The 19,847-nt window shown below is 43.2% G+C and carries 15 protein-coding genes; 6 read left to right on the top strand and 9 right to left on the bottom strand.

The window, feature by feature from the left end; genetic code table 11:
* Both AB5642_RS17255 and AB5642_RS17250 read left to right on the top strand, forming a co-directional pair.
* On the top strand, positions 1-1,236 hold a 1,236-nt coding region (locus AB5642_RS17255), incomplete at its 5' end, for a carboxylesterase/lipase family protein (protein ID WP_368371776.1).
* A gap of 203 nt (positions 1,237-1,439) precedes the next feature.
* Entirely contained in the window at positions 1,440-3,038 is a 1,599-nt protein-coding gene (locus tag AB5642_RS17250) for a carboxylesterase/lipase family protein (RefSeq protein WP_195477729.1), read from the top strand.
* A 94-nt stretch (positions 3,039-3,132) separates the two neighbouring features.
* Here the strand turns inward: AB5642_RS17250 and AB5642_RS17245 are convergent, their stop codons facing one another.
* Both AB5642_RS17245 and AB5642_RS17240 read right to left on the bottom strand, forming a co-directional pair.
* Positions 3,133-3,729, bottom strand: a complete 597-nt coding sequence (locus AB5642_RS17245) for an HDIG domain-containing metalloprotein (protein WP_173719765.1) — start codon at positions 3,727-3,729, stop codon at positions 3,133-3,135.
* A gap of 139 nt (positions 3,730-3,868) precedes the next feature.
* The gene (locus AB5642_RS17240) at positions 3,869-4,909 is read right to left on the bottom strand and encodes a helix-turn-helix domain-containing protein (RefSeq protein WP_243249491.1); all 1,041 of its coding nucleotides are present in this window, start codon (positions 4,907-4,909) and stop codon (positions 3,869-3,871) included.
* 333 nt (positions 4,910-5,242) lie between these two features.
* Between AB5642_RS17240 and AB5642_RS17235 the strand changes: the two genes are divergently transcribed.
* On the top strand, positions 5,243-6,262 hold the full coding sequence (locus AB5642_RS17235) for an ABC transporter substrate-binding protein (protein WP_173719461.1): 1,020 nt from the start codon (positions 5,243-5,245) through the stop codon (positions 6,260-6,262).
* 148 nt (positions 6,263-6,410) lie between these two features.
* Here the strand turns inward: AB5642_RS17235 and AB5642_RS17230 are convergent, their stop codons facing one another.
* The 6 genes from AB5642_RS17230 to AB5642_RS17205 all read right to left on the bottom strand — a co-directional run bounded on the left by AB5642_RS17230 (position 6,411) and on the right by AB5642_RS17205 (position 13,884).
* Entirely contained in the window at positions 6,411-7,448 is a 1,038-nt protein-coding gene (locus tag AB5642_RS17230) for a LacI family DNA-binding transcriptional regulator (protein WP_173719462.1), read from the bottom strand.
* 162 nt (positions 7,449-7,610) lie between these two features.
* Positions 7,611-8,324 (bottom strand): DUF624 domain-containing protein, encoded by a 714-nt coding sequence (locus AB5642_RS17225; RefSeq protein ID WP_173719463.1) that lies wholly within the window; start codon positions 8,322-8,324, stop codon positions 7,611-7,613.
* Positions 8,325-8,392: 68 nt separating this feature from the next.
* Entirely contained in the window at positions 8,393-9,250 is an 858-nt protein-coding gene (locus AB5642_RS17220) for a carbohydrate ABC transporter permease (RefSeq protein ID WP_226838146.1), read from the bottom strand.
* A gap of 3 nt (positions 9,251-9,253) precedes the next feature.
* Complete coding sequence (locus tag AB5642_RS17215) at positions 9,254-10,171, bottom strand: carbohydrate ABC transporter permease (protein WP_202017127.1); 918 nt, start codon at positions 10,169-10,171, stop codon at positions 9,254-9,256.
* Positions 10,172-10,401: 230 nt separating this feature from the next.
* Positions 10,402-11,757, bottom strand: a complete 1,356-nt coding sequence (locus AB5642_RS17210) for a sugar ABC transporter substrate-binding protein (protein WP_173719464.1) — start codon at positions 11,755-11,757, stop codon at positions 10,402-10,404.
* Positions 11,758-11,940: 183 nt separating this feature from the next.
* On the bottom strand, positions 11,941-13,884 hold the full coding sequence (locus tag AB5642_RS17205) for a glycoside hydrolase family 127 protein (protein WP_173719465.1): 1,944 nt from the start codon (positions 13,882-13,884) through the stop codon (positions 11,941-11,943).
* Positions 13,885-14,371: 487 nt separating this feature from the next.
* On the opposite strand from AB5642_RS17205, the gene AB5642_RS17200 reads away from it, so the two are divergent.
* The 3 genes from AB5642_RS17200 to AB5642_RS17190 all read left to right on the top strand — a co-directional run bounded on the left by AB5642_RS17200 (position 14,372) and on the right by AB5642_RS17190 (position 17,826).
* Positions 14,372-15,271 carry a DUF89 domain-containing protein gene (locus AB5642_RS17200; protein ID WP_173719466.1) on the top strand — a complete coding sequence of 300 codons (900 nt, stop codon included), beginning with the start codon at positions 14,372-14,374 and terminating at the stop codon, positions 15,269-15,271.
* 135 nt (positions 15,272-15,406) lie between these two features.
* Positions 15,407-16,519: an ABC transporter ATP-binding protein gene (locus AB5642_RS17195; RefSeq protein ID WP_118582627.1), complete on the top strand. Its 1,113-nt coding sequence runs from the start codon at positions 15,407-15,409 to the stop codon at positions 16,517-16,519.
* 224 nt (positions 16,520-16,743) lie between these two features.
* Complete coding sequence (locus tag AB5642_RS17190; RefSeq protein ID WP_118582624.1) at positions 16,744-17,826, top strand: CdaR family transcriptional regulator; 1,083 nt, start codon at positions 16,744-16,746, stop codon at positions 17,824-17,826.
* A 293-nt stretch (positions 17,827-18,119) separates the two neighbouring features.
* Here the strand turns inward: AB5642_RS17190 and glpK are convergent, their stop codons facing one another.
* Positions 18,120-19,628, bottom strand: coding sequence for a glycerol kinase GlpK (gene glpK / locus AB5642_RS17185; RefSeq protein ID WP_148461715.1), 1,509 nt, complete (start codon positions 19,626-19,628; stop codon positions 18,120-18,122).
* Positions 19,629-19,847: the final 219 nt, after the last annotated feature.

Raw genomic sequence — 19,847 nt, 5'->3', positions numbered from 1 at the left:
AATTGCCAGAATCTGAATGTCTGGACACAGGATCTGGATACCAATGCAAAGAAGCCGGTTATGGTATGGTTCCACGGTGGTGGATACACCAATGGTTCCTCTATTGAAGGCGTTGCATATGACGGAAAGAATCTCAGCGAATATGGTGATGTGGTTGTAGTAACTGTAAACCATCGTTTAAACGTACTTGGCTACCTGGATGTTTCTGAATACGGTGAGGATTATCAGTATTCCGGTAACTGCGGTACTGCAGATATGATTGCATCCTTACAGTGGGTAAAAGAAAACATTGCTAATTTTGGCGGAGATCCTGACAACGTAACTATTTTCGGACAGTCCGGCGGCGGCGGTAAGGTTATCAGCATGTTAGCTTCTCCTGAGGCAGAAGGATTATTTAATCAGGCGATTGTACAAAGTGGAAGTGAGCGTTATATCGAAAAAGATACTGCTAAGAAAATAACTGAAAAAACCCTTGAGATTTTAGGAATTACAGATAACCAGATTGAGCAGTTGAAAGAGGTTCCTTATGATATTCTTGATGCAGCTGCAACGGAAGCAATGAAACAGGTTGGCGAGGAACTGGGAACCTCTTTAAGCTGGCGTCCGGTTCTTGATGAAGATTATATTCAGAGTAATTTCCAGGAATGGACAAATGACATTCCGGTTATGGTAGGTTCTGTATTTGGAGAAATGAATTGCTGGACTGCTCTGGATCCAAATGAAACCAACAAAAACTCCTGGACAGAAGAAGAAGTAGACGCAAAATTAACTGAAAAATATGGTGATAAAGCGGAAGCTGTTAAAGAAGCCTTCTTGAAAGCTTATCCTGAAAAGAGCGCTTGTGATGCTTATTATGTAGCAGATCGTACCAAATTTTCAAAAACTCTTACAAAGCGAGTTGAAGCTGGTGCAACTAAGAACTATGACTACGTTGTATCCTATGAATCTCCAATTGATGGTGGTGTAAACTTATGGCACTGCGGAGAAATCCCATTTGTATTCCACAATGTAGATTTAGTAGCCGGTTCCTATGGCGGAAGTCAGGACGCTTATGATCTGCAGGATGTAATGGCAAGTGCCTGGGTAAACTTTGCAACCACCGGAGATCCAAATGGAGATAAAGTTCCAGCATGGAGCGCCTATACAGATGATAACAAATCTACTATGGTATTTGATACCACAAGTGGAGAAAGAGTTGATTATGATGCTGAATTACAGGAACTGATCAGCCAGTAAATTTAAATAAGTCCTCTAAAGAATAACTCAATACTATAAATCCTCTTGAATTGATGGGTACTTAATAGTCCTGTCATTTCAAGAGGATTTTTCAATTCCAAAACAATCAAAAAATTAATAGTCTCTGATTCAAAAACTTATAGCACTGACAGGTCTGTTTTTTTATAATAAAGTCACTTGTTTCGAAGGAGGAGATTTCAAAAATGAAGAAAAAAATTTTAACGATTCTTTTAAGCAGTGCTATGATTTTTTCTATGGGAATTTCAACCGTTTCCGCTGCAGCAGCTGATGACACAGCAGCCACAGAAAGTACTGTAGTTAGCAGAACAGATGGCGTAACAGATACCACATCTGGAAAGGTTCGTGGTTTTATTGATGATGGAACTTATACCTTCCGTGGAATTCCTTATGCAAAAGCTGACAGATTTGAAATGCCAGAGGCTCCTGATTCCTGGGATGGTATCCGAAATTGCCTTGTCTATGGTTCAACAGCTCCTATTACAAAGATGACCGATCCGGATGGTGGAGATTTCATCATTCCTCATCGTTACTGGGCTCAGAGCGAGAATTGCCAGAATCTTAATGTCTGGACACCGGATCTGGATTCCAATGCCAAAAAGCCGGTTATGGTATGGTTCCATGGTGGCGGATTCTACAACGGTTCCTCTATTGAAGGCGTTGCATATGATGGAAAGAATCTCAGTGACTTTGGTGATGTAGTTGTGGTAACTGTAAATCATCGTTTAAATGCACTGGGTTACATGGATCTTTCCGATTATGGCGAGGATTATCAGTACTCCGGTAACTGCGGCACAGCAGATTTAGTTGCATCCTTAAAGTGGGTAAAAGAAAACATTGCTAACTTCGGCGGCGATCCTGACAACGTAACTATTTTCGGACAGTCCGGCGGCGGCTGCAAGGTTCTCAATATGTTCGCTACTTCTGAAGCAGAAGGATTATTCAATCAGGCAGTAGTACAGAGTGGCGGTGAAGGTCATATCGACCAGGATACCGCAAAAAAAGTAACTGCAAAAACTCTTGAGATTTTAGGAATTTCAGACAATGAGGTTGAACAGTTAAAAGAGGTTCCTTATGATACTCTTGATGCAGCTGCAACTGAAGCACAGAAACAGGTAGGCGAGGAACTGGGAACTTCCGTAGGCTGGAGTCCTGTTCTTGATGAAGATTATCTTCATACTGATTTCCTGGATTGGACAAATGACGTTCCGGTTATGGTAGGTTCTGTATTTGGAGAATTCAATTGCTGGACTGCTCTGGATCCGAATGAACCTAACAAGAATTCCTGGACAGAAGAAGAAGTAGACGAAAAATTAACTGAAAAATATGGTGATAAAGCAGAAGCTGTAAAAGAAGCATTCCTGGAAGCTTATCCTGAAAAGAGCGCTTGCGATGCTTATTATGTATCCAATCGTACAGGTGACTTCGGAACACTGGCAAAGAGACTGGCGTCCGGAGATAATAAAAACTATAATTATCTTGTATCCTATGAATCTCCAATTGACGGTGGTGTAAACTTATGGCACTGTGGAGAAATTCCATTTGTATTCCACAATGTAGATCTGGTATCTGACTGCTATGGCGGAAGCCAGGATGCTTATGATCTGCAGGATGTAATGGCAAGTGCATGGGTAAACTTTGCACGCACTGGAGATCCAAATGGAGATAAGGTTCCAGCATGGAGCACCTATACAGATGATAACAAGTCTACTATGGTATTCGATACCACAAGTGGCGAAAGAGTTGACTATGATGCTGAATTACAGGAACTGATCAGCCAGTAAATTTAAATAAGTCCTCTAAAGAATAACTCAATACTATAAATCCTCTTGAATTGATGGGTACTTAATAGTCCTGTCATTTCAAGAGGATTTTTCATTATATAAAAAGTTCCGCATTAATCATATCTTCACTGGCTGCCATCGCCTGCAGTGTCATGGTCAGCAGTTTTTCCAGTTCCCAGCCAAGCTGCTGCGCACCGCGCTCGATTACTTCCCGGGAGCAGCCTGCTGCGAAGCCTTTACTCTTGTACTTTTTCTTCAGGGATTTCAGTTCCATATCCTTGGTGCTCTTGGACGGACGCATTAAAGCTGCTGCCCAGATCAATCCGGTAAGTTCGTCTGCTGCAAAAAGCACTTTTTCCATCTCATGTTCCGGTGCTACATCGATCGTTACACCGCAGCCTACGGTTATTCCATATCCGTGAGATACCACACTGTGTATCACATCCTCGCCTACCCCTGCCTCGCGAAGCATTTCCGGCGCTTTCAGGCAATGCTCTTCCGGATAAAGCTCGAAATCAATGTCGTGAAGAAGTCCTACAATTCCCCAGTATTCAGCATCCTTTCCATAGCCCAGTTCGTTTGCATACCATTTCATGACCGCTTCCACAGTCAGTGCATGCTGGATATGAAATGGATCCTTGTTGTATTTTTTTAATAATGCAAAAGCCTCGTCTCTTGTGATTGTTTCCATTGTTGTCACTCCTCGTATGTCTTTCTATACTCTGCTTACCACATAAGCATGTTCCTGATTTTGAATAAAAGAAAAAACCTTGCACATACTATACATCTTTCTTCATTGATATACAACCATTTTGAGGAAAGTGACAATTTTAATTCCCTGATAACAATTTTTCCCAGGGTTCATATCCTTTCATATAAGCAAACTCTTCCGCGTTTCTGAAGCCTTCCAGCAATTCTTTTTTCATTTCTTCCGTATATGGATTTTCGACTTCCCGGAATTTCATATGCTTGTATAATTGGGATTTTTGAAAATCACCTAGGGTGTCCACATTGTTTAGCAATTGCTTTGCGACCTGGAAAGTGCCCTCCACATTGTTCTCGGCGGTCACGACATTCAACATTGCTGCACATTCATTGTATTTTCCCATATCAAAGCCTGAAGCTAATGTACACATTTTCTCTGCCAGAAACCTTGCGTATCCATGGTCTTTTTCCTCAAGAGCCTTAGTAATCATGATTCCAAAAGCCATATTTAAAGTGGTATACTCTGAAAAAACAGCCTTTTCCAGCATCTCAAATGCCTCTTCTGTTCTCCCCTGCTCCATATATAATTGTCCCTGCTTCACCTTTTTCATGGGATCATAATCGGAAAAATAGTTTAAATATTTTTCTGCCATTTCATAATTCTTTTTCCGCAAATAGAAGCCGAACAGGGAATCAGCTGCATGGTGCTGAATTCTTTCATCTTTATCACCGAGCGCCATTTCGTACCAGGAATTGATCTGCTCATCGTACCTGTCAGGATTCTCGCACATGCCAATGATCCGCCGCGAATCAAGCATTACTGCCAGCTGCCAGATCAGCAGATTGCAGTTTGGATATTCTTTTATAGTATTTACAGCCCACTGATAGGTCTTCTCAAAGCCTTCCTCCGAAAACATTTTGTCCATTTTGTGGATCAGCTCTTCGATTTCAAGGTCAGTCAGATTTTCGTGAAAAGACAACAGGATATCAAGGGAAATATGCAGTAGTCTTGCAATAGGAGCTAACAATTCAATATCAGGATTGGAGTTCCCGTTTTCCCACTTATTCACCGCCGGAGTGGTTACTCCCAGACGGTTTGCCATTTCTTCTTGCGTGTAACCTAATTCTTTTCTATATTTTTTAATCACACTTCCAATATTCATCATATTTTTCTCCTGAGTCAAGCGGATATTCGCAATCCGCTTTGCTACTTGCTCATAACCGAATGCTGCTTCGCAGCTTATTCGGTTAAAATTCCAAAAGCTTTTGTGATTAAAGCATAGCAGAATTGACAGATGAGCACAATTGAATTGTTGTTAAGTACGTTTCATATTTTTTAACTGTTAGGAAAGTTAAAAATCCAGTTACAAATTTTATCAGAAGAGGCAGATAAATAACTTTTCTCGACCCTCTTTTTTAGCTTTGCAATATGCTTATTACGAACATATTTCCCATATTTTGCATATCCTAACAGCAGAAGTCAAAAAAGGAGTCACTGTATGAGAAATAAAAAATGGATTTCACTGGCAGTAGCCGTGGTTCTTACTGTAACTGCACTACCAGCCACAGTCTTTGCTGCAAAAGATGGAGAATCAAAAGAGGAGCTTACAAAGGTTACCTTAAACGAAGTGGCCCATTCGATTTTCTATGCACCGCAGTATGTGGCAATTGAAGAAGGATATTTCGCAGAGGAAGGGCTGGATCTGACACTTGTCACAGGATTTGGTGCGGATAAGACTATGACTGCTGTCATTTCCGGGGAAGCTGATATTGGTTTTATGGGGGCCGAGGCATCTATCTATGCTTATCAGGAAGGTGCCACTGATCCGGTTGTGAATTTCGCACAGCTCACCCAGAGGGCTGGAAACTTTCTTGTGGCAAGGGAAGAAATGCCGGATTTCACATGGGATGATCTGAAAGATAAGAGAGTTCTTGGCGGTCGTAAGGGTGGCATGCCGGAAATGGTATTTGAGTACATTTTAAGGAATCATAATATTGATCCGGCAACAGATTTGGAAATTGACCAGAGTATTGATTTTGGTTCTACTGCTGCTGCATTTACCGGTGACATGTCAGCAGATTTTACTGTTGAATTTGAGCCTTCCGCAACTGCCCTGGAAAAAGAAGGAAAAGGTTATGTAGTGGCTTCTCTGGGCGTGGATTCCGGTTATGTCCCCTATACCTCTTACAGTGCAAAGACCAGCTTTCTTAACGAAAACCCACAGATTATCCAGAGCTTCACAAACGCCCTTCAAAAAGGCATGGACTATGTACAAAACCATTCTCCTGAGGAAATTGCGCAGGTGATTTCCCCGCAATTCCCGGAAACAGATATGGATACCCTTACTACAATTGTCAATCGTTATTATGAGCAGGACACCTGGAAGGAAAATCTGGTGTTTGAGAAGGATAGCTTCGAACTGCTGCAGGATATTCTGGAAAGTGCCGGAGAATTGGAAAAGCGTGTAGATTACGAACAGTTGATTACCACAGAGTTTGCAAAATCCGCTTACTTTTAAAAGTTAGTGCCATAAAAATATAACAATATTTGCAAAAAGAGATATGGAAAACATATGAGATGCTTACTCATATTATACCATATCTCTTTTATTTACTCCAACAACAAGCCCCACTCCATGCTGATACAAAACCTTGTAACCAAAATATTTATTTCACCTGGTTCACCGACTCCCGGATGCATGGAATACACTCCACATAACAATTTCCTTTATCCAGTTTTACTTCTTCTTTTTTCAAAATACCAATAATAATCTGACAGGCTTTATATCCGATATCGTGTAACGGAAGAGCCATTGTGGTAAGCGGCGGTTTTTCATAGCATGCCATTTCACGGTTATCATAGCCTGCAACCGCTATATCTTTGCCGGCGTGAAGTCCCAGTTCCTCCAGTCGGTCATAAGTTCCTCCAGCCATAAAATCATTCATACAGAAAATGGCAGTGGCACCTTTTTCCAGAAGAAGGTCTGTGTTGTCATAGCCACTCTGACGATCCCAATCGCCATAGGTAATCATATCCGGATCATAGAGGATTCCCCCTTCGAACAGGGCCTTCTGATAACCTTCCAGACGAGACTGCGTATGAATACTCTCTTTCTTTCCGGCAATCACACCGATTTTTTTGTGTCCTTTGGAGACAATATAACTGACCAGATCATACGCACCTTTTATGTCTTTCACTACCACAGAAGGAATCTTCTCACTGCCTGTAAACCCGTAGGCAACCACTGTGGGAATGGGAAGGTCTTCGGGAATGATGTTGATCAGGCGCTCATGGGCAGCCACGTAGATGATTCCCTCTACCTGCTTTGCAAGAAGCTTCTGGATTTCCTGCCGCACAATTTCCTTGTGGCGGTTGTCACGATAATATTTATCCTGGAATTTCTTATAAAGGCGAAGATTTACAAGGAGGATCTGGTAATCTTCTTCCTCGCAGTATTCTGTAATTCCATCAATAATATCCGGAAGGGCAAAGACTGTCATATCCTCTGCAATGACACCAATGCTTCTGGTGTTCTTGGTTTTCAGATTCTTGGCCACGTAGTTTGGAGTGTAGTTCATTTCACGGATTACCTGCTCTACACGCTCCCTGGTGGCGTCACCAACACTGCCTTTATGATTGATAATATTGGAAACTGTGGCAACAGATACGTTGCAGGCTTTTGCAATTTCTTTTATGGTCGGCATGGGAATCTCCTTCCGTTTTTCTTATTGTACTAAAATGGCCTCACGCCCAAATCCCGAATTCTATTATCGGACAAATTTACTATATATAATCTTATCATACTTCATTCACAGCTACAATCACAACTTCAGTATCTAACTTCGCTCCAGGTAAGAAGTTTTTTCTCACTTCTCTGCTACTCCACCATTCTGCCTCTCAAAGGGCTGCAGGATTCTTCTCTCAACAGCCCGATTGACACAGGCATAAACAAGCATCTGTGGAAAGGAAACACCAATGGTAAGCAGCAGAAACAGGGAATATGGTGCCAGAGCCAGCAAAATGCCGCCAGCAATTACCACTGTCACCACAATCACAATACTCATTTTCCACTCCACTGTCATGAGGATCAGTGTGTTTTTCAACAATGCGCCAGCTCCCAGATCCAGCATGGCAGACATTACGAAATAGTAAGCTCCAATCAGAATCGCAAAAATCATTACTCCCATTCCACACCCAATAAGCACGTCATGAGTCGTTCCCCTGTCGAAATTACCTGCAAGGCTCATCAGATAATATGCGTAAAACCCAAGACCGCCTGTGAGCAGTCCGGCAGGAAGATTTTTCAGAATACCAGACTTAAATTCCTTCCAGTAATCCTCCAAGGAAAAGCCATATCCCACTCTGTAAATTCCCAGAAGATAACGATTTAAAGCTGCCAGGGCAGCGGGAATAGTCACTATAGGAATACAGCATAAAAGAAACAGCATATTCACCACAACCAGTCTTCCTACATAATTCCAGAGCACATAACCAACTCTCTTTATACCACCTGCTGGTGTTTCCTTTTCTTTATCGTTGTTTCCCTGATACCAGTCCATAAATCTTTTTGTCAGTCTCATAAGCATCTCCCAGACTTCTTTCAGGCAGGGCTTTCACCCTGCCTGAAATTATCAATATTGTTATATTTTTAATTTTTCATACCAGTGAGTACAATACCTTCCACAAAGCTCTTCTGCCCAAAGATATAGATCACAATACCAGGAAGAATTGTCATAAACGTTGCCGCCAGCGCCACCGGCCAGTTGGTTCCGAAGGAACCGGTAAAGTTAGTCAGCGCAATGGCAAAGGTAAACTTACTCATGCTGTTAATGTAAATGATCTGCTGAAGCAGGTCGTTCCAGATCTGAATAAACAGCATCATTCCAACAACCACTACCGCAGGTTTGATAGAGGGAACAAGGATCGTCCACAGGATTCTCATTCTTCCAGCACCATCAATGGAAGCTGCCTCGTCAAGTTCCTTGGGAATTGTCATCAGGAACTGACGGATCAGAAAAATATTGAAGAATCCGCCGCCAGTTAAGAACGGCAGGATCAGCGGCCAGTATGTATCACCCAGTCCCATTCCCTTCGTCCAGAAAATATACAGAGGAATCAAAGTTACCATACCCGGAAGAAGAATGGTTCCAACACAGATGTTGAAAATCAGCTTTTTCCCACGGAAACGAAGTCTTGCAAAAGCATATCCGCAGAAGATGGCAGTAATGGTACCAAAGGTAACTGCCGGAATAATAATGGTAAAGGTGTTCTTAAAATATGTCCAGTACTCAAAAGTCTCCAACGCTTTGGAATAGTTTGACCAAAGCCACTCGTGAGGAATAAAAGAAGGCGGGTACTCATTCAGTGTAGCCGTACTCATCAAAGAAGACCGGAATATCCACCAGATTGGTAGAAGCACCAGAGCCGCCAGAATCAATACAATGAAAAATGCCAGAAGGTTAAAGGCTTTTTCTTTTCGCTTTCTGCTTGCCATTTTTCCAGCCATTTCTCATTCCCCCTCTCCGAAAATCTGCTCTTTCTGCGTCTTAAAGAGTACTGCTGTAAAAATTCCAACCAGGATAAAGAAAATAACCGAATAAGCGGCAGCATATCCCAGCTTATTTTTCTTAAATGCATAAAGATAAATGACATAAGACATAAACATGGACTTTTTGCCCGGTCCACCATCTGTGAGCGCCAGTGCCGGATTGATAACCTGAAGGTGTGTGATCAAAGCTGTCAGTACATTATAAAAAATAATCGGAGAAATGCTGGGAATCGTAACATTCCAGAAACGCTGCCATGCATTTGCGCCATCAATTTCCGCAGCTTCCATATATACACGCGGAACATTCTGAAGTCCGGCAAGAAATACTACGATCAGGTTTCCACTTGTCCAGATTGCAATTACCACCAGGGAAGGCACAACCTGACTCGGACTGTCCAGAAACCTCTGGGGCTTCATTCCAAGCATTCGAAGAACAAAATTAAAAAGTCCGAAGTTGCCTTCATATAACCATTGCCATCCCTTATACACGCCAATTGCAGGTAAAAGGTACGGAATGAAGAAGATAGAACGGAAAATTGTCCGTCCCCATATTTTCATATTCAGGAGCAGGGCTACCAGAAGAGAATAAATAATAGCGCCTACCACAGCCAGAAGAGCGTACAAAATTGTCGCTTTTATAGAATCTGTAAAATAAATATCCTTTGTAAAAATACGCTGGAAGTTGTCCATTCCCACAAACTCCGGTGAGGAAAGACCATTCCACTTAAACACACTTAAAACAAACACTGCCAAAGTCGGTAGATAACTGATCAGACTTACTCCAAGAAATGCCGGTATCAGACAGAGATAAGCGGTCCTTTCTTCTTTTCTACCGGCTCTTGATTTCACTTGCATCTTGTTTTTCTTATTTGATTTCATGCCCGCACCTCTTAAAATAGGGCTGACCGTTATCTGTCCGGAATATGGGATATCATCCTTGAACAGTAACCGGTCAGCCCAGTTGCTTTTGCTACATTCCCCTAATGATCCAGCAGATTTCACTGCTGCTTCATTCAATATTTATGGCAATTTCAACCTTCACTGTTATAAGCCACAATGTATTTCCAATCACCTTTCAGGATAACATTTGTGCTTACGCATTCGTTTTATCAGCCATTGTTCTCAGCAAAAATGTCCTGAAGCTCTTCCAGGTTCTCGCTGATTGCTTCTTCCATGGTCTCTTCTCCAGCCCATACACTTGAGAATACAGAATCCAGAGTTGCGTTGAACTCTTCTGTTCCGTTTACATAATACCAGGATGTGGACTGTGCATTGTTCATAGCGTAATCAACAACTGCGCTCTTGTACATATCCTTATCCGGATAGTTCGGGTTGCTGATCCATTTGTCTGTTTTCTCAGGATCTGTATACCAGGAATCCAGGATCGGCATCCATGTTCCGGCTTCGATCAGTGACCAGGAATTCTCTTCCTGATAGTACCATTTCAGCCATTCCATAGCTTCTTCAGGATGCTCTGTGGTGGAGAATACCACGTTTGGTCCGCCAGTACAGATTGTAACTTTCTCTTTCATGTAAGGAAGAACACCTACGCCATAATCGAAATCAGCGCTTGGTCCAAGGAAGGTGCCCACGTTCCATGCACCATCTGTTGCCATAACCACTTTTTTGCTTCCAAGGGAGGACTCAAGGGCATTTGCAGCACTTGTTACAGGAGGTGCGCAGTGATAAACATCTGACAGATCTGCAATTCTCTGAAGCGCTTCTACTGTTTCCGGAGAGTCTATGGTACACTCAGAACCGTCTTCGCTGTAATATCCGCCGCCATTTGATTTCGCCCAGACTTCCAGCTGCCATGGCAGTGTATTAATGGTGCATCCGTAAATATCTACGTTATCCGGATCAAAATCTGGATCCAGAGCATTCTTTCCATTGATATCCAGTGTCAGCTTCTGTGCTGTCTCTACAAAAGTATCCCAATCCCATGCATTCTCAGCATCAGCCGGAGGCGTAACTTCGGATGGATCGATTCCCTGTTTCTCGCAAACCTCTTTCAGAAGGTCGTTGTTGTACCAGAGGTTCAGAACCTCGTTTGCTGCAGAATATGCAACTGGTGTGCCTTCATAGCGGAAGGTCAGACAGTCAAGTGGTTTGGCATCGCCTTCGCCATACATTGTACTGATATCTGCGAGAAGTCCGTTCTCAGCAAATTTCAGAACGCCGGCCTCACTCATAATACCGGTATCCGGAAGCTCACCAGCTGTTGCCATAGCGTTCAGCTTGGTAACGTAGGTGTCGTGGTCGATCTTCACAACTTCTACTTCAATCTTGTCCTGCTCGCTGTTAAACTTATCCGCAACTGCCTGTGTAGCGGCTGTCTCAGTTTCATTTCCCCACTGAGCATATGTGATCTTCACTCTGTCACCATCTGCCGCAAAAACCGGAACTGCTGCTCCAACCATCATTGTTCCTGCAAGTAAAATCCCCAATAACTGTTTTTTCTTCATTCTACTTCTCCTTTTCTTAGTCTTATTATAACGGCTTTGCCTGGCCGCTGTAAACATTTACTGTTTCTGACTTCCCCCATTTTTTTGCTGCATTAGATTTCAAATCCATGCATCAGTTATGCTGCTTTTAGATTGCACTATATTTTCAGCTTATATTTGTACCGGCAATCAATAGGTTACGAATCAGACCCGTAATTTATGCCATACGAGCATCTCACCTTCTCCCCGGTTGTTCCACATACAATACGGAACCGCCTGCAGAGAAACTTCTTCTTTTTCCAGCTCTACGTTTCCGTATAACTGGTTTTCACCGGCTGCTCCTTTGTTCCTTACACGGATTCCTTTATAGGAAAGAGTTGGAACATTTCCTACCAGTTCTTCCGCCGGAGCCGTTTCTTCTATAGAAGTATTCTCTTCTATGAAAATCTCGGAAAGGTATCTTCCGTTCTCCTTTTCCTCCAGACAATATACAAGAGGACCTTTCATCAGAGCGGCTTTTCCTGCATCTGCCCTCACCCCATTGTTGGCTCCCATCCACCTTGGGCTCACATGGAAGTCAAGACTGATATAGGTATCTCCAGGTGAAATGCTAAGCCTCTGATAGCCTTTCTCCGGCTGTATCTCGATGGAAATTCCATTCTGCACACATTCGCATTTCTCGCTATACCATGGAATACGGATGTTTAAATTTCCTGGTCCTGAGGACTGTACCTCAATCTGAACCTTTCCATCCTGCAAAAGTGTGGAATTCATTTTTATCTTCAGCCTGCTCTCCCGGACTTCTGTATCTGCAGTGGATGAGATGAACTGGTTAATATAAACACCATACTCGTCTTCTGCATATATGTACTGTCCAAGGGAAGCAAGTGTCCTTCCTACATTTGGCGGACAGCAGGCAACTCCAAACCATTTCTGCCTTACCGGCTTTACATGTTCCATGTAAGTGTGCTCTGTGCAGAATTCCGGAACCACTTCAAGAGGATTTACATAGAAATACCGGTCTCCTGCAATGTTGATTCCTGCAATCACGGTGTTGTACAATGCCTTCTCTACATAATCATAATAAGAGGCATCTCCTGTGATGGCTGCCATTCTCTGCCCAAACATCATCACACCGATGGACGCACAGGTTTCAGAATAATTGGTGCTGTTTGGAAGGTCATAGTCAGTAGTAAATCTTTCACGGAAACCGCTGCTTCCGATTCCTCCTGTGATGTACATCCTGCGGTCTGTCATGTTATTCCAGATTCTCTGGCATGCATCCTTAAGCTGCTGGTCATCATTTTCCCCGGCAAGATCTGCCATTGCGGAGCACATGTACATCTCCCGGACTGCATGTCCTACTGCCTCGTCCTGTTCTACAGGAGGCTTGTGAGCTTGTGAATATTCCAAATCGTATCTCTCGAACTCTGGAAAAAATTCCGGATGTCCTCTTCCCTCAATCTCTGCCTGAAGATAATTAGGATTTCTGCCTCGCTCCCGGATGAAGTACTCTGCCTGGTGCAGATATGCTCTTTCTCCAGTCACCCGGTAAAGCTTCACCAGTGCAAGTTCAATCTCCTGATGGCCCGGATAGCCTCGCTTCTGTCCTTCACCTGTACCAAATACCCGGCATATAAGATCTGCATTTTTTCTGGCAATGTTCAGGAATTTCTCCTTGCCAGTTGCCTGGTAATAGGCAACAGCTGCCTCGATCATATGTCCGGCTGTGTACAGTTCGTGGCCTTCCACCAGGTTGGTCCACTTCTTCGTAGGAGCATTGATGGAAAAATAAGTGTTCAGGTAACCATCTGGCTCCTGGGCTTTCCCGATCAGGTCAATGACTTCATCTGCCAATTCTTCCAGATTCTCTCCCCGTCCTCCGGCTATGGTGTAGGCAACGGATTCCAGCCATTTGTAAAGGTCTGTGTCCTGGAAAACAACTCCTTTTCTCTCTCCCTTTTCCTCTCCTGCGGCAATGCGGAAATTGCGGATACAATAGGTAGGCTCTGAATCTTCCAGCTGATCATTAAGAATCTTCCACTGATGGGGAATGATCTTCTCGCTTACTTTATTTACATACTCCCCAAACAGGCTGTCTGTGATCCGGATTCTCTTCAGATCCAACTGCTTCAAGTGTTTTTTCATTTTTGCACCTGCCTTTGTCGATTTTAATTAATCGTTTAATTTCCTTTGTAAAAAATAAAAAAACAGGATTAATACCTTGTTTTTCTTCTGTTTTACTGGTTTCTTGTTAATCGTTTTACTTGTCTTTAAACAGATAGTAGCACGCTAAATGGGATTTGTAAATACCATTTATTTTTTTCGGCTATTATTATAGATTTTATCTTTTTATTTTATGCATTATTACTATATTATGCTTGTAATTAAACGTTTTTCTATGTTCTTTTTTGCCATGATACGCGTATTTTCCAATTCAGTAAGCGTTTGGCGTTCACACCCTTTACAGCGACGCGCTTCATGATGCGCAAAGAGTCGTGCATTCGCATGATTTCGCGCCGGGTTTCTATTTTTTGCAGGCAAAGTATGGTTTTGTCAGATAATTTCTGTTATAATAATTTTAACTATATTTTTTTCGATTTGATATTCGACATTTCATTTTCAGGAGGCATCTATGAAATTAAATCCAAAATGTATGGCCTGTCAGCTTCGGAAACAGGAGGCAAAGATCCGTCATTTTGACGATGAGGACAGGAAGAAGCAATATATGGAAAAAATCCGCCGGCGTTTTGACCAGCCGAAAGAAGAGGACTGTGTTCCCAGCATTTCCACGGAACTTAAGAAATTCTACTGCTCCTTCTGGGGCGTTCCTATGGAGGATTTTTCCCAGATCAACAGGGAATATGACCAGCTTATGCTGGATCTGGAGGAGGACCTTCTCTCTGCCATCCGCTATTCTGCTGATCCATTAAGGGCTGCCCTTATTTACGCCCGCACTGGCAACTATATTGATTTTGCCGCACTTCCGGAAGTCAGCAAGGAAACTGCACTTTCTCTTATTAAAAGTGAAAATAAGGATGAACTGGATGAACAGGAATACAGGAATTTCTGCCAGGACATGAAAAAGGCATCAAATGTTGTATATATTACCGATAACTGCGGTGAGATCGTCCTTGATAAGATTGCCATTCAGATACTGAAGAAAACATTTCCGAATATACGGGTCACAGCGCTGGTGCGCGGTCTGCCTGCCGGAAACGACGCTACCATGGAAGATGCGGAGTTCTGCGGTCTTACAGATATTGTACCGGTGCTTGGTAACGGCAGCGATGTGGGAGGTACCTGGTTTCATGGAATCAGTACACATGCCAGGGAGCTTTTGCAGGGCGCAGACGTCATTTTAGCCAAAGGCCAGGGCAATTATGAAACTATGCATGGCTGCGGACTGAACATCTACTACCTTTTTTTGTGCAAATGTGACTGGTTTCAACAGCTTTTTCATGCAAAATTACTACAGGGAATGTTCATAAATGAGAAGCGGGCACCAAAGGCTACTGCTTTTTCGTCAGATTGACAAGAAACTGTTTAAAAGTTTGTACGATTCTGCCCTAGCCCTTTTGAGTGGTTTTCGCTATACTAACATCAGATGAAAAAAGCATCGAAACAATTTTGATTATAATAATTAATTGAGAAATTTGGAGGAAAAATCATGGCAAGCTTATCATTACAGCACATTAACAAAACTTACCCGAATGGTTTCCAGGCAGTTAAAGATTTCAACCTTGAAATCGAAGACAAAGAGTTCATCATCTTCGTTGGACCATCTGGATGTGGAAAATCTACAACACTTCGTATGATCGCAGGTCTTGAGGAGATCAGCGGTGGTACATTAAAGATCGGTGACAAGGTTATGAACGATGTAGAGCCGAAAGACCGTGATATCGCAATGGTTTTCCAGAACTACGCTCTGTATCCTCATATGACAGTATATGATAACATGGCATTTGGTCTGAAACTTCGTAAAGTTCCGAAAGACCAGATTGACAAAGCTGTTAGAGAAGCTGCCAGAATTCTTGACCTTGAGAAGCTTCTTGATCGTAAACCTAAGGCTCTTTCCGGTGGACAGAGACAGCGTGTTGCTATGGGACGTGCTATCGTTCGTAATCCTAAGGTATTCCTTATGGATGAGCCTCTTTCCAACCTGGATGCTAAACTTCGTGTTCAGATGCGTATCGAGATTTCCAAGATCCATCAGAGACTGGGCGCAACAATCATCTATGTAACACATGACCAGACAGAGGCTATGACCCTTGGTACCAGAATCGTTGTTATGAAAGATGGTGTTGTTCAGCAGGTTGATACACCACAGCACCTTTATGAGCAGCCAGGCAACCTGTTCGTTGCAGGATTCATGGGATCCCCGCAGATGAACTTCCTTGACGCTCAGATTGCTGAAAAAGGCGGCGACCTTATTGCTAAAGTTGGTGAGTATGACATTGTTATCCCAGCAGCGAAAGCGAAAGTGCTGAAAGACGGCGGTTATGTTGGCAAGACAGTTGTTCTTGGTATCCGTCCAGAGGATATTCATGATTCCCAGATGTTCATCGAGGCTTCTCCAAGCGTTCCAATGACATCTACCGTTAAAGTTTATGAGCTTCTTGGTGCTGAAGTATTCCTGTACTTCGATGTAAACGGAACTCAGGTTACAGCACGAGTTGATCCTCGTACAAACTCCAAGACAGGCGATACAATCAAATTCGCATTCGATATGGAGAAATCTCACTTCTTTGATAAAGAGACAGAGCTTACTATCTGCAACTAATATTTAGAAGAATGAATTTAGTTAGGCCTCAGGGGTTTTCCCCTGAGGCTTTTTTGTGGTATACTATGAGCACTTAATGAGCGTAAGCCCACAGGTGCAGTGCGAATTTAGTGCGAATGCACACCCGGACACTTAGCAAGTCCAAGCCACAGACGCCGGACGCGCTTCGTGTGTACGCACACCTTGAGCAAACTTTATTACTTTTCTACTAAAGGAGCACACCTATGAAATTACTTCAGATTCTCCAGAAATGTCTGGAAGACTGGAAGAATATCAGTCATCTGGATTTCTGCCTTGTAAATTTAGATAACACTATTTATATCAGCACCTGCGACAGAGCCCTTCCATCTGAAGAGAAGCTGGAAGAATTTAAGGAAGATGAGGCGCTGTGTATTTCCAATATGAACTGCCGGCTGTATAAAGTGACAGAGAGTCACCAGCTTCAGTATATCCTGATTGTATGGGGAAATTCAGAGGCCGCTTCCACCATCGGGGAACTGGCTGTCTGCCAGATTGAGAGCCTGCTTACCGCTTACATGGAAAAGAGCGACAAAAACGTATTTATGCAGAATCTTCTCCTTGGCTCCTATTCTGAGGTAGACGCTTTTAACCGTGCGAAAAAGCTTCATATCACAACCACTGTACGGCGTGCTGTTTTCCTGGTGGAGACCAAACAGAGCAAAGACGAAAATGCCCTGGCTACTATCCGTAATATTTTTGCAGCTAAGACAAGAGATTTTATTACTGCTATCGACGATTCCGGAATTATTATTCTCCGTGAACTCCAGCCTTCTGAGGATTATTCCGATCTGGATGATATTGCCCATATGCTGGTGGACATGCTGAATACAGAGGCCATGACTTCCGCCTGGGTTTCCTACAGCAATATTGCAGATGACCTGAAGCAGCTCCCGGATGCTTACAAGGAAGCGAGAACTGCCCTGGAAGTGGGCAAGATTTTCTATACTGGCAAAAATGTTTTCGGATATAACCGCCTGGGAATCGGACGTCTTATTTATCAACTGCCGGTGGAGATCTGCGAGATGTTTATCGATGAGTTTTTCAAAGAAGAGACTCTGGATTCTATTGATGACGAAACACTCACTACCATCCGCACCTTCTTTGAAAATAACCTGAATCTTTCCGAAACCTCCAGACAGCTTTACGTACACCGAAATACACTGGTGTACCGCTTCGAAAAGCTGCAGAAAAAATTCGGGCTGGATATCCGAACCTTTGAGGATGCGTTAACGTTTAAGTTAGCGATGATGGTGGTGAATTATATTAAGTATAAGAAAGCAGAATAAAATTCCCCCTCTTAAACAATCATTTTTAACTTAACAATTTCTCTTTTAGTGGCTTTTTCAATTTGCCGACTCTGTTCTTCTGTCAGCTGCTGATTCCTATTCAAAGTAACTGTCTTGATCAAAGTAAATGCTACTTTCTTGAAAGACTGTCCATAGAGCAGAAAGGAGATTCTGGGAAACCTGAAATTGCTCTATGGTCAGATCTATTTTCTTTATTATACATGTTAAAGTGGATTTTAAATCACACGTTTATTGTAAAGTGTAAAAATAAATTCCTGATTATGTGGCATTTTTTACTTATATTCTTCTTCATCCTTCGCCCACTCAAACGTACACTTCACAGCCTTCTTCCACCCTTTCAGCTTCTTCTTACGCTCCTCTTCTGTCATCTGTGGGGTGAACTGACGGCCGATCTGCCAGTTGCTTTTTACTTCGGAGGCGTCTTTCCAGAAACCGGTGGCGAGCCCTGCAAGATAAGAGGCGCCAAGGGCGGTGGTTTCGATGCAGCTTGGACGGACCACCTGAGTGTCGAGAAGGTCAGCCTGGAACTGCATGAGGAAGTTATTGGCGCTGGCGCCACCGTCTACGCGGAGAGCGCTGAGATCAATGCCAGAATCCTTCTCCATGGCTTCCAGAACGTCGTGTACCTGATAGGCCAGGGACTCTACCGTGGCACGCACCAGATGAGCTTTTCCTGCGCCTCTGGTAAGACCAAGGATAGCGCCTCTTGCATACTGATCCCAGTATGGTGCACCGAGACCTGTGAACGCAGGAACCACGTATACGCCGTTTGTGTCCGGCACTGACAGACAATATTTCTCAGAATCCGGGGAACTCTCCAGAATTCCCACTTCGTCTCTCAGCCACTGAATAGCAGCACCTGCCACGAAAACACTTCCCTCCAGGGCATATCCCGGTGTTCCGTCTGCTTTCACTGCAATGGTGGTAAGAAGTCCGTTCTTTGACTCTACTGCCTTATCTCCTGTATGCATAAGCATAAAGCAGCCGGTACCATATGTATTCTTTACATCACCTGACTCAAAGCAACACTGTCCGAAAAGAGCTGCCTGCTGGTCTCCTGCCGCCCCGGCAATTGGGATTCTGCCCCCGATCAGATTCTCATTGGTATAACCATAAATACAACTGCTTGGCTTCACTTCCGGCAGCATGCACTCTGGGATATCCAGGTATTCCAGAATCTCTTTATCCCATTTTCTCTCATGGATGTCAAAAAGCATGGTTCTGGAAGCGTTGGTGTAATCCGTCACATGAACTTTCCCTTTTGTCAATTTCCAAATCAGCCAGGTATCTACTGTTCCAAAGAGAAGTTCCCCATTCTTCGCACGCTCTCTGGCACCTTCTACATGATCCAGGATCCATTTCAGTTTCGTTCCGGAAAAATAGGCGTCCGGAATCAGACCGGTTTTCTTTCGAACCAACTCTGACATGCCGTCTTTTTCCATCTTCTCAATCATATCAGCTGTTCTGCGGCACTGCCATACAATTGCCGGATAAACCGGCTCTCCTGTCTTCTTATCCCACACAATCGTAGTCTCTCGCTGATTCGTGATTCCGATAGCGTGAATATCCTCTGCATCTACACTGATCTTACTCATGGCTTCTGTAGCCACTGAAATCTGGGAGGACCAGATTTCCTTCGGATCATGTTCCACCCAGCCTGGCTTCGGGTAATACTGTTTGTACTCTTTCTGTGCTACGCTGCACATATTTCCCTTTTTATCAAATAAAATACATCTGGAACTGGTAGTTCCCTGGTCCAATGCCATTATATATTTTCCCATAGTACACCTCGTTTACTTTGCTTGAATTATTTATATTATAGCCTATTTTCACATACAAGAAAATACCTTAACTTGTTATTTAATGTGTTGAAAGTTGTTAAAGGCGGACGCATTCGGGCAATGGCTGGGACTTATTTGTGCGTAGGAACTTTCGACAGAGGGGGAGGGGGAGTGATTGGTTTCCCGATACTTTCTTGGCAATGATAGATTGGCAAAAAA

It is taken from the genome of Ruminococcus sp. 1001136sp1_2201st1_G3_2201SCRN_220225 (assembly GCF_040924365.1).
GTDB lineage: Bacteria > Bacillota > Clostridia > Lachnospirales > Lachnospiraceae > Blautia_A > Blautia_A faecis.
Note: the sequence above shows the minus strand (reverse complement) of the source record. Positions and strands in the feature narration are given on the sequence as shown.

Excerpts from the sequence above, each read along its gene's own strand:
- AB5642_RS17250 (WP_195477729.1), top strand. The coding sequence starts at position 1,440 with ATGAAGAAAAAAATTTTAACGATTCTTTTAAGCAGTGCTATGATTTTT.
- AB5642_RS17245 (WP_173719765.1), bottom strand. The coding sequence starts at position 3,729 with ATGGAAACAATCACAAGAGACGAGGCTTTTGCATTATTAAAAAAATAC.
- AB5642_RS17240 (WP_243249491.1), bottom strand. The coding sequence starts at position 4,909 with ATGATGAATATTGGAAGTGTGATTAAAAAATATAGAAAAGAATTAGGT.
- AB5642_RS17235 (WP_173719461.1), top strand. The coding sequence starts at position 5,243 with ATGAGAAATAAAAAATGGATTTCACTGGCAGTAGCCGTGGTTCTTACT.
- AB5642_RS17230 (WP_173719462.1), bottom strand. The coding sequence starts at position 7,448 with ATGCCGACCATAAAAGAAATTGCAAAAGCCTGCAACGTATCTGTTGCC.
- AB5642_RS17225 (WP_173719463.1), bottom strand. The coding sequence starts at position 8,324 with ATGAGACTGACAAAAAGATTTATGGACTGGTATCAGGGAAACAACGAT.
- AB5642_RS17220 (WP_226838146.1), bottom strand. The coding sequence starts at position 9,250 with ATGGCTGGAAAAATGGCAAGCAGAAAGCGAAAAGAAAAAGCCTTTAAC.
- AB5642_RS17215 (WP_202017127.1), bottom strand. The coding sequence starts at position 10,171 with ATGAAATCAAATAAGAAAAACAAGATGCAAGTGAAATCAAGAGCCGGT.
- AB5642_RS17210 (WP_173719464.1), bottom strand. The coding sequence starts at position 11,757 with ATGAAGAAAAAACAGTTATTGGGGATTTTACTTGCAGGAACAATGATG.
- AB5642_RS17205 (WP_173719465.1), bottom strand. The coding sequence starts at position 13,884 with ATGAAAAAACACTTGAAGCAGTTGGATCTGAAGAGAATCCGGATCACA.
- AB5642_RS17200 (WP_173719466.1), top strand. The coding sequence starts at position 14,372 with ATGAAATTAAATCCAAAATGTATGGCCTGTCAGCTTCGGAAACAGGAG.
- AB5642_RS17195 (WP_118582627.1), top strand. The coding sequence starts at position 15,407 with ATGGCAAGCTTATCATTACAGCACATTAACAAAACTTACCCGAATGGT.
- AB5642_RS17190 (WP_118582624.1), top strand. The coding sequence starts at position 16,744 with ATGAAATTACTTCAGATTCTCCAGAAATGTCTGGAAGACTGGAAGAAT.
- glpK (WP_148461715.1), bottom strand. The coding sequence starts at position 19,628 with ATGGGAAAATATATAATGGCATTGGACCAGGGAACTACCAGTTCCAGA.